Below are 15,436 nucleotides of genomic sequence, written 5' to 3'. Positions count from 1 at the left end.
TACAAATATGAATAATAAGTTGATATTAAAAAATCATTTAAAAGAGGCTAGAGCAGAGAAAAAACTATCTCAATCAGCATTAGCAGATATGGTTGGTGTTTCTAGAAATACAATTAGCTCTATTGAAACTGGACAATTTAATCCAACTGCAAAACTTGCGCTTATTCTATGTATTGCACTAGATAAAAAATTTGAAGATTTATTTTACTTTGATGAATAAATAGAATAATTGGATTTAAAATCGTTGCAAAGACAAGAATTATATTTATATATTAATTAATATAAATATCCATGATAAAATTGAGAAATCTACATTATGTAATTAGATATGCTTATAAAGTTTAAAATATATTCTGAGAGTAAAACTTAAATTTAATCCATGTAAAATATGGCATTCACAGTAAAATCAATAAATAAAAGAGGGATACATTATATTTATATGTTCCCTCTTTATTTATATATATTACTTATTTAATATATTTTATTCCCAGCAAAGTGCTTTATTTTTAGATAATAAATACGGTCTGCTGTATGCAAGAAGATCACTGAAAGGAAGTACTTCTTCTGGAAGATCTATTCCGATAACATCTTTCAGATATTCTCTTCTACGATTTATACGTTTATGTAATTCCGGATACTGTTTTTCTATTTCTCCTCTTAACCTTTCATCTGCAAGAGCTATTGTAGTTTCTATACCAGTTCCTGCATATCCATCTCGTTTAGGAATTATATCAAGCTGAAGAATCATACCACTTTTTAATTCAACTTCTGAGCCTGGATATATAGTAGATGTCATCCATTCCTCATCAGCTACCTGATGTCCAGGGTTTAGAGTCCATCCAAATATTTCCTTAGGAAGAAGTTCCTCCATACGCTCGTACATTTCTTTGCCTTTCATTCCTATATGTATTTCAGTAAGCCAGGCTGTAATTGCATTGAAATAAGGTTTTGAAAGTACTTCTATAAAATCCTGTTTTCCTTCAGGAAGTTCATCTTCATTGTGTACCGCATATCCAGCCACACAACATGCTCCCCCTTTAAAACTGGAAGATAACGATACTCTATCTCCTATCTGAACTTTCTGCTCACTTGGATAAAGGTTTGCATTTACAAATCTTTCTCCACTTGAACATATAGTTACAAGACTGTTTGGCTGTCCATATTTTTCAAGATGTGATGCTATTTCCATCTCGCTCTTTCCTACTTCAAATGCTTCAACTGTATCGTACATACAATTTCCTGCAAGTGCTGCACCGAATTCATAATGAGCAAGTTCATTTGCGTTGTTCACAAGTCTTACTCCCTCTTCGGCCCCTATGAATATATCACATGCATTTTCAAGAAGATTTCTATCTCCAATAAGATTCATAATTGCATCAACTATGAAATATGGCGCATCAAACAGCTGTCTTTTTTTATCAGTGTATGCAAAATATTTCCATCCTGCAAGTCCGATCTTCATACCCTTTTTTATCCCTGCTCTTTCAAGAGATTCCTCAACATTTTCGCTTTCCATAGGCTGATATGGAAGAGAGAAATATGACTGATGAATCAGATTTGCCTTTATTCGCGAATGTGCACACATTTTTGTATTCTCATTTCCCAGAAGCAGATATGCTGTACCATCTTTATGATATACAAGAAGTGACTCTTCAAAACGAGTACGGAACCCTGTAAGGTATTCAAAATTCCGCCCATGTTCTATATCCGCATATACAACAAGTGCATCATAGTTGTGTTTTTTTATCAGGTCAAGTACTTTTTCCTGTCTCTCTTTCATTGTCTCGTCACTAAGCGAAACCTGTATAAGATTATCACTCTTTTTCGGCGACGGAACCTCTTTATATACTATTTTTTTCATGTTTTCCTCCACATTAATATAATTATTTTTTAGAGTATGCCCAGCATGATTTTATCTGGTCTCCAAATTCACTGTAATCCCAAAGTTTTTCTGTATTTTTTATGCTGTTTGGATCGTGTATCACAAATTTGCCATCTTTTATACCTGCTATAACTATAAAATGGCCTTCTCTTGTAAATACTCCCGGACCCATACTGCATATTATAGGGTGACCTGCTTCAAGTTCTGCTTTTAAATCTTTTTCAGTATTGTCAATTTTCCAGCCCTTTATTCCAAATTTCTTTACACCTTCAGACATAAGGTTCCAGTTTGTTCCAGCAGACTCATGATAGCCCATTGAATCACTGTATTTTGCAACTTTGATAGGCGTAATACTCTCTTTTCCTGTAAGACCGGCAGCTACCATAGATACCGCTGTTGGTCCACATCCATTTACGGCAATTATTCCATCACCATATTCTGAATATCCCCATTTTTCATCCCACTGAAGAAGTGCAGGTATATTACCATCTCCACATTTTTCGTCTATTCTTATAAATATGGATGGTATATTCATCTCTCCATAACTAAGCACAAAATCAAGTGTTTCTGAATTATTATATAGAAGCTTCAAAGCATCTTTCGGATATACTGATGCACTCTTTATAACTGCATTATATTTTTTGTCTGATTCTGCTCTCTTTTGAAACTCTTTTAAATATTTTATCGTATCTTCGTCATGTACAGATGATGGTATCTGTGCAATTCCCTCTTCTTCTGAAACAGAAATATCACTGTTTACCTCTTCATGATATTTTTTGTTGGAAGTATTTATTATGGCAAATACTGACATTATTACAATCCCTATACCTATTGCCACTTTGATTTCTTTTTTAAGTTTTCTTTTTTTATGCATTGATAAAGTTTCCTCCTCAAAGCTATATAGAAATATTCTCCTTTGGAAGCATTTTTTTGTTTACTTTTCCTATAGGAGTTACCGGTATGCTTTCTATCTGCATTATATATTCCGGTATCATGTATGGCGGAAGATTTTTTTCAAGATAATTTTTTACTTTAACAGGATTTACTTCATCATCAGACACATAAAATGCCTTTAAATAAGTTTCTCCTCTTTCATTTTTTCTTGCCACACATACAGAGCTTTTTATTTCTGGTATTCTGTTTATTGTATTTTCTATTTCAAAAATCTCAACTCGTATACCATTTATTTTTATCTGGCTATCCATTCTACCTATACAATCTATATTTCCATCTTCAGTCCATTTTGCAAGATCTCCGGTTTTATAAAGGTTTCTTGTGTACTTATCTATACAATATGGATTTGGTACAAATTTTTCTATAGTAAGTTCTTCCTTATTCATATATCCTCTTGAAATCTGAACTCCTGACAGACACAATTCTCCCGGTACTCCCGGCGGACATAAATTTTCATTTCTATCTATTATATATGCATAGGTATTATATATAGGTTTTCCTATTGGAACTCTGCCATCTTCTTCCTCTACTTTATATACTGTAGATATTACTGTAAATTCAGCTGGACCGTATTCATTATAAATGTCATAATGTCTTTTCCTATATCCTTTGAATCTGTCTCCTCCTGATTGAAGGACTCTCAGATATTCATTTTCACAGTTTTTAATAAATCGTTTTGCAAATATTGTAGGAACAGCAAGAATCGTTATATGTTTTCTTTTACAGTATTCATTTACTGTATACTCATTTTCTCTGGCCTGCTCCGGTATAATATCTACAGATGCACCACATAAAAGATATGGAAAAATCTGCTTTACTACGGCATCGAAACTGAAGCTAAGATATACCCCGCATATATCATTTTCATCGGCCTTTATATAATCTATGGCATGCATGCACATATTTACAAGACTTCTATGTTCTATGGACATACATTTAGGTCTTCCTGTTGAACCCGATGTAGATATTCTATATGCACAGTTGTCAGGATATACTGATTCTGTTATAGGATAATCTGCATTAAACATAGTCTCATTTTCTATATAAAGCTCTTTTTTATTCATTTTAGGTATTCTTTTTGACAGTTTTTTTGTTGTAATTATAAATTTTGCATTACTGTCCTCAAGAAGATATCCCATTCTTTCTGATGGATTTGTTATATCTATAGGAAATATTGCAGCTCCTGCTTTCATTACACCTATTGCAGCCACTGCAACGCCTATATTTCTTGGCAGTATAGATGCTACGGTATCTTCTCTCTCTACTCCGATACTGTTTAAATAACCGGCAAAACGTTCGGTTACCATATCCAGTTCTCTATATGTCATAGTCATTTTGTCATCTCTGAGTGCAATATTGTCCGGAGTTTTTCTTACCTGTTCATAAAATAAATCTATATATGTTCTATCAAGTGGTTTTCTCATACCACTTATATTAAATTCCTCCAGAACAGTTTTTTCTTCTTCTCTGGTTATAAATTTTATATCCGATGTTTTTATATTATTGTTATCATTTATTTGTCTTATAACATTTTCAAACATCTTAAGTACTCTTTCCACTGTACTGTATCTATATTTGAATGGACTATATCTCGCCTCTATTCTAAGAGTACCCTCTCCTGCTGCAGTTATTACAGCAAATTCATATCCTTTATGTCTCATAAGATCCTCTATCATCTCCTGAGATGAATAGGCATCTACATTCTCACTTACTATAAGTGTATTTACAAGTTTTTTATTAAGCGGACTCCCTTTTTCTATTTCAGAAAGCAAATATGTCATATATTCTTTTGAATTGTTCTTTTGTCTAACTATTTTTTTTGCTTTTTCAAAGAAAGTCTCACCTTCATGGCTTTTTACTCTGACTGGAGTTATATTCATTGAAACTCCTATTATTACATCTTTTTCATAGGTATATTCCTGAAGTATAAGCCCATATACTGTTTCAAGTGCAGTTGTTATATCTACTCCGTTCTCTTCTGCTGCCTTTCTGAAATCTGTATATACTTTACCGCTTATTCTTATTTTTGCCTCTTCTATGTTTCCCTCATCTTCCTTGCCGAAAAAGTCATACGGTATTCTTGCTACAACTTCATATCCCTCATGAACTGCTCTCCAGTGAAGTTTTGCTTTTTCCAATCTATCCTCTGTCAACTGGAAATCCCCCTTTCATAAAGCAAAAGCCGCTTATGGCGGCTTTTAATAGTCATATGTTTTTGTTGCTTCACACATTACAACCTTTACCTGTTCATTGAACATTCTTCTGTATCCTGCAAGAAACTCATTAAGAGCCGGATCATTCAAATCTATTTTTTTCTCGCTGTATATTTTTATAACTTTTGAATCTATTGTTATTTCAACATCATTAAGGTTATTTTTTAAATTATACACAACTATATTTCTAGATTTTATCATATTTCCGTATCTTGAATAGAAACTATCACTCCGTTTGATTCTTTCCATTTCCTCTGGAGTCTGTTTCTCTGGATCTACTTTTAGATTATTTATATCTATCCCGAATCCTTTAAGTTCTTCTTCTACATTCGACATGTCCATGCCATATCTTTCCATAAATTTCTTTTGTATTTTAAACATTTTCTCAGGAGATATTGAATTTTCTCTCATATATGCAGAGAGTTTCTGAGAAAACTCTGACATTTTCATTTTTCCTTCTGATACATCATAATAAAGATCGTACATATAACTTTCAAATTTATCTACATCAGATTCTTTAACTTTATTTTTAGCTTCGTTAAAGTCTATTATTCTTCCATCATCAGACATAATAAGTTGCCTCCTTATTCAGTTCTATGTATAGAATTATAACATAAATTCGATGCATTTTTCAGATAATATTATTTTCTTAAGGGGATTTTTAGTATTTTTAAATATTTTCTATATTATTTGTTTTCATTTCTTCAATACTTATACCATATTTTTCACCGTACTTTGTCCAGTATTTCGTAGAGGCTTTTAAAAACATATTTTTACTTATCGGCATACTTACACTCATGTATCCTTTTTCATTTCTTTTTAATGATTTTGCAAATTTATTTATCCTGCGTCTTGCCATAAATGCAAACGGTGTATTTAGTATTGCCTCTCCTGACGCTATGCTAAGTGTCATTCCATATTCAAGATTTTTTCTGATACAAAACATTTTTATAACATCAATAGCGACAAGATTCTGTTCGGGCTCCATAAAGCCACAGTTTATTAAAACGTCTACTCTTTTGCCTTCAGAAATTTTCTTTTTTTCAAGCTTTTTCAAAAATCCTGTTACAATTGCCGGTATAGAATCCGCATAAAGCGGCATAACAAGCATATATCTGTTATATGAGTCTATATTATCGGGAATATCTCTGTTTTTTTCTGTTACGATATTATATATATCTATATCGTATTTCCGATATTTCATAAATATTTTTATGTATTCTTTTGAATTTGATTTTGGAGCTCGTGGACTTCCATTTATTATAAGCATCTTTTCCATTTTTCCGCCTCCTCAATCATCTTATTCTCCAGCTCATTTTCATTTACAAAATATATCTTCCAGGCTGTTATCATCATATTGTTTGAGTTTCTTTCAACAAGTTTCTCAAAGACTTTCTTTTCTTCATCAGAAATATCACCATATGCTATTATAACGGCTTTTTTAGGAAGTACATTTCTCTGTACATGATGCGTTTCCCCATTATGTATTCTTATAAAAGCCTGCTGTACAGGTATGGATCTTTCGAACATTCTTTTCAGAGTCTCATCATATGAACCATATACAACCCTCGTAACATATATCAGATTCTCACTTCTCGCTATTAATGGATACACTTCTGTAGCATCATCCCTTATTACACATCTACCTGGAGTTTTTACCCAACATCCAAAACAACCAAGACAATCAGCTATTTTCAGCTTACTTATATCTATATATCTGCATGTTTCATCGTCTTTAAGTACTTCAGGTATATTTATATCAGACAGCATAAGATTCATATATTTCCTCCTTTGTGGATAATTCTATTCTGTTTTCGAATCATCCGGTATTTTTTCAATACTCTCTGAATACCCTTTTCTGTTATAAATAAACATATATAAAGCTGCTGAAAATACTATTATATATCCAACTACACTCCAAACATCCGGATATGTACCGAATATAACTATACTTAATACTGCTGAAAACAATATATTTGTATAATCAAATATAGATATTTCTCTTGCAGGAGCATATCTATAGGCAAGAGTAATTCCAAATTGCCCTGCACTTGCTGATACACCAGCCATTATAAGATATATAAACTGTTTAATTGTCATAGGTTCATATACTTTTATTACAACAGGTAATATTGATATCATTGAGAATGCAGAAAAGAAAAATACAACCGTATAATAATCTTCTTTATTACCTATAGCTCTGACACATGTATATGCAGCTGCGGCTGCAATAGCTCCAAGTATTCCCACAAGATATGGTACCACTTCTATACTGAATGTGGGCTTAACAATGAACATAGAACCTGCAAATGCTATAAGTATCATAAGTATCTGTTTAGGTTTAATACTTTCTTTCAGAAATAGTGCACTGAATATTACCACAAGGAATGGGCTTATCTTATTTAACATATTTGCATCAGATAATATCAGATGATCTATTGCATAGAAGTTAAATATTACCCCTAATGTTCCAAATATTGATCTCATAAGTAAAAGCTTAAGGTTCTCCCTTTTACCCACCATACTTCCTCTGTTTTTTATTATAAGATATAGAGCCATTATGGATGCTATCAGATTTCTGAAAAACACCTTCTGAAAGCTTGGTAAATCTCCGGAAAGCTTGACAAACGCTGACATAAGTGCAAACCCGGCAGCCGACATTATTATAAAAAATACTCCTTTAATTCTATTTGATTCCATTTTTATCTCCCTTCTTTTTATTTATCTTTTGATAATAGTTTCATTTGAACATTCTTTTCATATTATTATAGTCTATATAAAAGATACCCTTATTGTCAAGTTATGTATCACTTTGTCCTTATTTAGTGGACTATTATTCAAAAATATAGTATAATTGCTTAGCAAATATAATTCAGATAATCGAAAGGAGAAAACTCATGGCTATACAGAGATATGAAGGAACAGGAAGAATGAGTAGAGCTGTTGTAAACAATGGTACTATATACCTTTGCGGACAGACTTGTGCAGAAGGAGATATAATAGAGCAGACTAAAGGTGTGCTTGCAAAAATAGAGGAACTTCTTGAAAAATATGGTTCAGATAAGAGACACATGTTATCAGTTACTATATATCTTAGAGATATGAAAGACTTCGAAGCAATGAACTCTGTTTGGGATGCATGGGTTGAAGCGGGACATGAACCTGCAAGAGCCTGTGTTGAAGCAAGACTTGCAAGAGAACATCTTCTTGTTGAAATGAGCGTTACTGCTGCAGAAAAATAATATTATATTTAATATAAAAAACAGGGAGAGTCTTTAAAGACCCTCCCTGTTTTTTGTTATTATATAAACAATTTACACTCTTTTCTTTCTTTACATGCTTCTTTTATTTTTTCTTTCAGAAACTCCCGTTTCTGAGGATTTATACTTCTGGCATTTTGAGGACATACTGATATACATCTCATACATGATATACATCCTTCCTCATTTCCTTTTGATGGATTATTTCTATCTATTACCTGAACAGGACATTTTTCAGCGCATATTCCACAACCGTTACAGTTATCATTTACATTTATACCTATTGGAAGAGGATTATATACTTTATATGGTCTGTTCCCTGGTATCTCAGTATTTGATACTTTCCCCGATTCAATTTTTTCGATTATTGTTTTTCCCATTTCTATAAGTTTGTTTATATCCTGATTGTCAGGTCTTTCAGCTCCAAACTCTCTTATGATAGAATGTTCTGCAATTGCAGAAACTCCCGCAACTATCTCAAAACCTGATTTTTTTAGTATATCTTCCAGTTCCACAAGTGTATCCTCAAATTCTCTGTTTCCATATACAACCATTATAACTGCTTTTGTTGATTTCCCTGACATTTTTTCTATCTTTTCAACTGCATATGCCGGAACTCTTCCTCCATATGATGGAACTGCAAATACACATATATCTTTTTCATCAAATACTATATTAATATTTTCTTTGTTATCTGAAAGATCTATAAATTTACTTTCTTTACCTATTCCCTGAACAAGAGCATTAGAAGCTTTTTGGGTTCCTCCTGTAGGGCTAAATACTATTTCGTATAACATTTAATATCATCTCCTCAATATATACTTACATTATCTATTCTATCATGTTATCATATTTTTATAAAGATATTGCTCTACACACTGCATCCAGCTGATTACATATACCTACAACTTTATATCTTTTTTAGAGTTTTTTTCGCTTTTGTTATAGACATAACAAAATAAAAGTTATAAAATAAACTTATTAAACTATTTCAGAAAGGGTGATTTTATGGATAATAACAGCAGTAATAATTATACAATGCCTATATATCAGAAGATAGCCCTGGATATAGCTAACAAGATATATACTGGCGAGGTGGAAGAAAATTCCATACTATATGGCCGTTCAGTACTTGCTGGAAAGTACAATGTATCTCCGGAAACAGTAAGAAGATCTGTTAAAATTCTTGAAGATATCGGAGTGGTCAAAAGCATAAAGGGTAAAGGTGTAATCGTCCTTTCTTCAGCAAAAGCATCATCTTTTATAAAGAAATATCAGGACCTTACAAATATCTCATCGTATAAATCCGATCTTTACGACCTACTTGACGCAAAATCAAAAATAGAAGGAAATATACTTGAAACAATAAATAAGATTCTTGACTACTCAGATAGACTTGAAATAATAAATCCTCTTGTTCCTGCTCAGTTTGTTCTTACAAAAGACTGCAAATATATAGGTCAGGATGCAGGAAAAACAAAATTCTGGCAGAATACAGGCGGTACTATAGTAGCTATAAAAAGAAATGAGGAACTTATTATATCTCCTGGACCATACATTGAATTTATGGAAGGTGATACACTTCTTGTTGTTGGAGATAAACATATATTCAATTCTGTTCCTATGTTCTTATATGGCGGAGATGACAATGAAAAATAATAAAAAGCTCTGGAATTTTCCAGAGCTTTTTATATGACAAAAATTTATTTATAATTTTTTGTTTACATAATTTCATTATGTAAATATATTGCTTTATTCTTTCGTACATACCTTATTTTTCTTCTATGCTATCTATATATCCATCTTTTACTGTTATTTTTTTATCCGCAACTTTTTCTGCAAACATTACATCATGCGTAACAATAAGTATAGCCATACCACTTTTTTTAAGTTTGTTTATTATATCTACAACCTTATTTACAGTTTCAGGATCCAGAGCTGAAGTAGGTTCATCAAAACAAAGAACCCTCGGCATAAGAGCACACGATCTTGCTATTGCAACTCTCTGCTGCTGTCCACCTGAAAGCTGGAACGGATAGAAATCTTCTTTGTCTTCAAGATCTACCATTTTTAAAAGCTCTCTGGCCTTTCCTATAGATTCTTCTCTATCTCTTTTAAATACATTCACAGGAGACTCTATTATATTCTCCATAACTGTCATATGAGGAAAAAGATTAAAATTCTGAAATACCATACCGATTTTTCCTCTTATCTTTTTCATATCAGATGGTGTTTTTATCTCCTGTCCATCTATTATAAGTTCACCCTCATCAAAGGTTTCAAGTCCGTTTATACATCTCATTATAGTAGTTTTTCCGGCTCCGGATTTTCCCAGAAGAACTGCTGTTTCTCCAGACTCTACAGAAAATGATATACCTTTTAGTACTTCATTATTCTTAAATGATTTTTTTATTCCTTTTACTTCAAGCATATTCTTCCTCCTATCTATAATAAGAATATTTCTTTTCTATTATTTCAAAAAGCTTTGTAAGTACTGCTACAAATGCAAGATATATAGCTCCTGCCCAGAATAGAGGCATAAGACTTGCTGTTCTATTCATAGCAATCTGAGATATTCTAAGAATATCATTTATACCTAGTATATATACAAGAGAAGTATCCTTCACAAGAGTTATTACCTCATTTGATATAGGTGCAAGTACTCTTTTTACAACCTGAGGAAGTATTATCCTTTTATACATTGTAACCTTGTCAAATCCAAGCACATCAGCTGCTTCAAACTGACCCTTATCAATAGACTGAAGTCCTCCTCTGAATATTTCTGCAAAATATGCCGTATAGTTTAGGACAAATGCAACTGCTCCAGCTGTAAATCTGTCAAACACTATTCCAAATAGCGGCAATCCGTAGAATATCACTATCATCTGAAGTAATAATGGAGTTCCTCTCATTATAAGTATATAAAATGATGTAACCGCACTTACTATTTTATTTTTTGATAATCTTAAAAGTGCCACCAGTACTCCAAGAGGTATTGAAAATACAAGAGTTATACAAAACAGTGCCACTACTATTTTTACGCCTTCTAACATTGCATTTCTCCTTTCAAACTATCTATCTTTATTTAAACCATTTATTATATATCTCATCAAATGTTCCATCATCTTTCATTTCTTTAAGAGTGCTGTTTACTTTATCTCTAAGTTCTGTATTATCTTTTGCAAATGCAACTACATAGTCTTCAAGTCCGAAGTTTTCTTCAAGCACTTTGTATTTATCTTCACCTTTCTGTCCTATGTAATATCTTATAAGAACCTCGTCACCTACTACTGCACTTGTTCTTCCTATTTCAAGGTCTCTTAAAGCCTTGTCATATGTATCATAAAGTACAGGTGCTCCACCTTTTATTATTCCCATGAATTCTGTATCTTTTTCTATCGCAGCCTGAGCAGTTGACTCCTGCTGAGTTCCCACTTCCTTATCTTTAAGGTCTGCTTTTGTATTTATATCAGAATCTGCCATAGTGACTATTATCTGTTTGTTCTGAAGATATGGATCTGTATAAGATACAACTTTTTTTCTTTCTGGGCTTAGTGAATATCCATTCCATAAAGCATCTACATTTCCGCTCTGAAGTTCTGTTTCTTTCATTGACCAGTCTATTGGCTGGAATGTAACTTCCATATCAAGTCTTTTAAATACCTCTTTTGCAAGATCCACATCAAATCCTACAGTTTCTCCATTATCGTCTAAAAATCCCATTGGTACAAAAGTATTGTCAAATCCTATAACAACACTATCTTTAGATTCATTTGAAGATGCGCTTTCATCTCCTCCAGAAGAACAAGCTACTGTACTTATACCTATTACTAATGCTGCTGCTATAACTGATAATTTTTTAAATAATTTCATTTTGATTTCCTCCCTTATAACTTATAATTTTGTTTAGTTTTTTGTTATGGTTGTTTTACCATGTGTATTCAGGTTTCTGGTATTTTTTAGTTTAAAAAAACTCCCTCCTCCAGCTTATGCCAGAGGACGGGAGTTATATTCCGTGGTTCCACCTCTTTTTATTGATACCTCACGATACCAACCTCATCGAGTACGGTTCATTGACCGGTTGAACTATACTCTAGCACTATAACGGGTGCAAGGATTCCGTAACAGCCTACCTGACAAACATCTTTCGGTGTTAAGCTCCGAGATGTGTTCGAAATATTATTCTCTCCTCCTCTCAGCCAAATGGAGTCTCTCTGTGCAGAATAGTGTATTTCTACTATTTCTCTTCTTAGCCTTTGTGTGTTTCTTTTATTTATGTATCTTATTTTATATCAGAAAATAGTCTCTGTCAACTAATTTTCAGAATTTTATCAAAAATAAATATTAAAATATATTATCTTTCATATTATAAATATTTTTTGAGCTTTGTATTTATTTTTATGCCCATGGAACAACATCTACTTTTCCAAAACTTCTATCTTCAAGTCTATTTGAGTATTCTCCTTTATATCCTATTACATAAAGTACGGCAAGTTCTATATAACTTATTCCTATAGAAAGAATATTCCACACATCCTCCGCTGATATATAGAATTTATTTCTTCTTTTGCTTGGATGTACGATTCTATTTCTATAGTAATTAATAAGATCTACACCATCATCAAACTCTTCTCGTATTTCACCGGAAAAGAAGTTCATTTCATCTTTCCCATAAGGTATGCTGCACACATCAAGCAGCATCCTTATATTTTTAGATGCTGAGTTTCTATCAAATTCACTATCTGTAAGTATCTTGGCTTTTTCAACAAGAACAACATATGAAAGAGACTCAAGCGCTATCTGTACTGAAATTATATCGTTGTCCATAGTTATATTATTGAGCGCATCTATGTACCAATCCGTGACGTTCTTAAGTGTAGGACCATAATAATAGTCCTCCAGTCTTCTGCACATAAGCTCCATATATTTTTCATAGTTTCTATAATTTGTAAGTGTATCTGTCCATGTAGGAAGAAATTTAAATGGAGTTACTATGCCTTCATTCCATGCCCTGTACACTTCAATTCCATCCCGGTATCCTCTCATTGCAGAAAATGAAATATGCCTTCCACATGCAAAACTGAACGCTATACAGATTCTGTCTATAAATCCCATCATATTATTCGTTTTGAAAACCGATCCATCTTTTCTTTTTATCGTTCCTATGTGTGTTGTTGCGGTTCCGGATTTTTCTATCATTTCTTCATAAAATTCTCTTCTGTAATCATATCTCTTATCTATTGTTACTACATATCCGTTTATCTCGAATTCTATTCTTCCGGCGTATAATTTATCCTTATGCTTTATCAATTTGCCTGGAATTTTATCCACATTGAGAAGTTCAAATTCCAGTCTGCTTACATATGTATTTTTTGATTTTATACAGTCGCTATTTATATAGCCCTCTACAAATCCGTCTTTTATTCTTTTTACGGTGATAGATGCAAGTTTATATCCATGTACTTCTATAATTGCATCGTCATATCCAAGTGGTTCTGTATTTTCCTTCCCTACAGATACAATTCTTGCTTTGAAACATATCGCTGAAGGCTGTGAAACTTTGAGAAATATTTTCCCATTACATCTGTACTTTTTGTCAAGATATACGCAGAATCTTCCATCATATACAGTTATATCCTCATTTATCCCATATTCAAGATTAGGGGACAATATTGCATCGCTGACATTTTTCACTTTTAGTGCCTCCTTCCATAAATCACATATCTATATTATATATGATTTATAGAATCGTTCCAAGAAGGTTTCCGACTATTATTCCCGCATAATTCCCAAGGATATACCCCCATATACCAGAAAGCATAACCGGTACTATAAGAGTTTTCCATCCTTTAGCTATGGCCATTGCTACAGCTGTTGTAGGTCCGCCTATACATGCATTTGATGCAAGTAAAAGCTCATCCAGTTTAAGCCTGAATATTTTACCTATTCCAAGCGTTACTGCAAGATTTATAAGCACAACAAGAATACAGAACATAAGTATAAATACTCCATTTTTTATTATCTCCTCTATTGATGCAGGCACTCCTAGCACTACAAAGAAAAGATATATAAGAAAAGTTCCTATTTCTTCTCCGCCATTTATACTTTCAAGCTGTTTTGAAAATACGGTAGCAACTATTACCATTATTGTGGTCATTATAAGGTACATATTGCCGAACATAGAGTTTATTATTTTCATAAATGCATTTGTAGTAGGTATAACTTCAGCAAAATATCCTGCTATCAGACTTGATGCACATGCTACAGAAACTGCTACAGCCATATTTACTGCTATATCTTTAAGAGATATTTCTTTTTTAGTCCAGTATCCGGCACTTCCTTCATTCTCTGCAGATTCATCTGAAAGCATACCCCAGTTTTTTCTGAAAAATGCTATTGTAGGTATTGTCATTCCTATAAAGAAATACACAGCCATTACAAGATTATCTGCAACAATGGTTGCATTTGTTATATTTTCCGGTGTACCAAATGCTGCTGTCATAGCCACAAAGTTTACACCGCCACCTATGTAGCTTCCTGTCATCATTCCAGCTATTCTATCCACATATGGTATGAGAGATGAGAATACCAGTGCAGATACAAATGTTCCTATACATGTTCCAAGTGCAGATATATGAAATACTCCAAACATTCTACCACTTTCTCTGTATATTTTTCTAAGATCTGCCTTCATGAGAAGAAGTGGTATCGCCATTGGTACTACATAATTCCATACAGAATCATATACAGGACTCGCTGTAGGTATTATTTTTATATTTGCAAGTATTATTGCTCCAAGAAGAGCTATTATTGCCCCAGTAACCTTGGATGCCCACTTGTATTTCTGTTCAAGTACTATACTCACAGCTGCCCATACTATTATAAATGTCCATAATGCCCATGTATTATCAGGACTTATAAGTGAATTCATTTTTTATCCTCCCCATTATTTAATCTTTCATTATTATACTATATATAATTTTTATACAGATTCACAGTACCACATATATCCTTTTATTTATATATAATGGTTCCTTTTTGACATAAAAAGGGGCTGTCGCATTAATATTTTATTAGTGCGATAGCCCTTATTTTTTTGAAAAAATATAATAAAAAATCACCTTCTA

The 15,436-nt window shown here is 32.7% G+C and carries 16 protein-coding genes and 1 other annotated feature; of the genes, 3 read left to right on the top strand and 13 right to left on the bottom strand.

The genetic code is table 11. The features are described from left to right. Nucleotides 1-7 precede the first annotated feature (7 nt). Nucleotides 8-220, top strand: coding sequence for a helix-turn-helix transcriptional regulator (locus EXD82_RS02110; RefSeq protein ID WP_142535274.1), 213 nt, complete (start codon nucleotides 8-10; stop codon nucleotides 218-220). Between the two features lie 261 nt (nucleotides 221-481). Here the strand turns inward: EXD82_RS02110 and EXD82_RS02105 are convergent, their stop codons facing one another. From EXD82_RS02105 to EXD82_RS02075, 7 genes are all read right to left on the bottom strand, one after another. Next, nucleotides 482-1,861, bottom strand: a complete 1,380-nt coding sequence (locus tag EXD82_RS02105; RefSeq protein WP_142535273.1) for a M24 family metallopeptidase — start codon at nucleotides 1,859-1,861, stop codon at nucleotides 482-484. 22 nt (nucleotides 1,862-1,883) lie between these two features. Then, nucleotides 1,884-2,756 carry a C39 family peptidase gene (locus tag EXD82_RS02100; RefSeq protein ID WP_142535272.1) on the bottom strand — a complete coding sequence of 291 codons (873 nt, stop codon included), beginning with the start codon at nucleotides 2,754-2,756 and terminating at the stop codon, nucleotides 1,884-1,886. A 22-nt stretch (nucleotides 2,757-2,778) separates the two neighbouring features. Further along, on the bottom strand, nucleotides 2,779-4,989 hold the full coding sequence (locus EXD82_RS02095) for an amino acid adenylation domain-containing protein (protein ID WP_142535271.1): 2,211 nt from the start codon (nucleotides 4,987-4,989) through the stop codon (nucleotides 2,779-2,781). A 45-nt stretch (nucleotides 4,990-5,034) separates the two neighbouring features. Then, nucleotides 5,035-5,619, bottom strand: coding sequence for a DUF3867 family protein (locus EXD82_RS02090; protein ID WP_142535270.1), 585 nt, complete (start codon nucleotides 5,617-5,619; stop codon nucleotides 5,035-5,037). A gap of 100 nt (nucleotides 5,620-5,719) precedes the next feature. Beyond that, on the bottom strand, nucleotides 5,720-6,328 hold the full coding sequence (locus EXD82_RS02085; protein ID WP_142535269.1) for a hypothetical protein: 609 nt from the start codon (nucleotides 6,326-6,328) through the stop codon (nucleotides 5,720-5,722). Next, nucleotides 6,310-6,828, bottom strand: coding sequence for a flavodoxin family protein (locus EXD82_RS02080; RefSeq protein ID WP_142535268.1), 519 nt, complete (start codon nucleotides 6,826-6,828; stop codon nucleotides 6,310-6,312). Before EXD82_RS02080 ends, EXD82_RS02085 begins: the two co-directional genes overlap by 19 nt. A 24-nt stretch (nucleotides 6,829-6,852) precedes the next feature. Then, nucleotides 6,853-7,749 (bottom strand): DMT family transporter, encoded by an 897-nt coding sequence (locus tag EXD82_RS02075; RefSeq protein WP_142535267.1) that lies wholly within the window; start codon nucleotides 7,747-7,749, stop codon nucleotides 6,853-6,855. Nucleotides 7,750-7,946: 197 nt separating this feature from the next. On the opposite strand from EXD82_RS02075, the gene EXD82_RS02070 reads away from it, so the two are divergent. Further along, entirely contained in the window at nucleotides 7,947-8,291 is a 345-nt protein-coding gene (locus EXD82_RS02070; protein ID WP_142535266.1) for a RidA family protein, read from the top strand. 59 nt (nucleotides 8,292-8,350) lie between these two features. Here the strand turns inward: EXD82_RS02070 and EXD82_RS02065 are convergent, their stop codons facing one another. Continuing rightward, nucleotides 8,351-9,106 carry an EFR1 family ferrodoxin gene (locus EXD82_RS02065; RefSeq protein ID WP_142535265.1) on the bottom strand — a complete coding sequence of 252 codons (756 nt, stop codon included), beginning with the start codon at nucleotides 9,104-9,106 and terminating at the stop codon, nucleotides 8,351-8,353. A 211-nt stretch (nucleotides 9,107-9,317) separates the two neighbouring features. Between EXD82_RS02065 and EXD82_RS02060 the strand changes: the two genes are divergently transcribed. Continuing rightward, complete coding sequence (locus EXD82_RS02060) at nucleotides 9,318-9,968, top strand: TrkA C-terminal domain-containing protein (RefSeq protein ID WP_142535264.1); 651 nt, start codon at nucleotides 9,318-9,320, stop codon at nucleotides 9,966-9,968. A gap of 112 nt (nucleotides 9,969-10,080) precedes the next feature. Here EXD82_RS02060 and EXD82_RS02055 read toward each other — a convergent pair whose 3' ends face one another. The 5 genes from EXD82_RS02055 to EXD82_RS02035 all read right to left on the bottom strand — a co-directional run bounded on the left by EXD82_RS02055 (nucleotide 10,081) and on the right by EXD82_RS02035 (nucleotide 15,240). Further along, a complete protein-coding gene (locus tag EXD82_RS02055) occupies nucleotides 10,081-10,740 on the bottom strand; it encodes an amino acid ABC transporter ATP-binding protein (RefSeq protein ID WP_142535263.1) in 660 nt (219 codons plus the stop codon). Nucleotides 10,741-10,750: 10 nt separating this feature from the next. Further along, on the bottom strand, nucleotides 10,751-11,362 hold the full coding sequence (locus EXD82_RS02050) for an amino acid ABC transporter permease (RefSeq protein WP_142535262.1): 612 nt from the start codon (nucleotides 11,360-11,362) through the stop codon (nucleotides 10,751-10,753). Between the two features lie 28 nt (nucleotides 11,363-11,390). Then, nucleotides 11,391-12,188, bottom strand: coding sequence for an amino acid ABC transporter substrate-binding protein (locus EXD82_RS02045; protein WP_408634438.1), 798 nt, complete (start codon nucleotides 12,186-12,188; stop codon nucleotides 11,391-11,393). 113 nt (nucleotides 12,189-12,301) lie between these two features. Further along, nucleotides 12,302-12,569, bottom strand: a binding site (T-box leader). 138 nt (nucleotides 12,570-12,707) lie between these two features. Continuing rightward, nucleotides 12,708-14,003: a hypothetical protein gene (locus EXD82_RS02040; protein WP_142535260.1), complete on the bottom strand. Its 1,296-nt coding sequence runs from the start codon at nucleotides 14,001-14,003 to the stop codon at nucleotides 12,708-12,710. Nucleotides 14,004-14,049: 46 nt separating this feature from the next. Beyond that, nucleotides 14,050-15,240, bottom strand: a complete 1,191-nt coding sequence (locus EXD82_RS02035) for a DUF819 family protein (RefSeq protein ID WP_142535259.1) — start codon at nucleotides 15,238-15,240, stop codon at nucleotides 14,050-14,052. Between the last annotated feature and the right edge of the window lie 196 nt (nucleotides 15,241-15,436).

This window comes from Peptacetobacter hominis (assembly GCF_006861675.1).
Lineage (GTDB): Bacteria > Bacillota > Clostridia > Peptostreptococcales > Peptostreptococcaceae > Peptacetobacter > Peptacetobacter hominis.
This window is presented reverse-complemented; position numbering and strand designations above follow the sequence as displayed.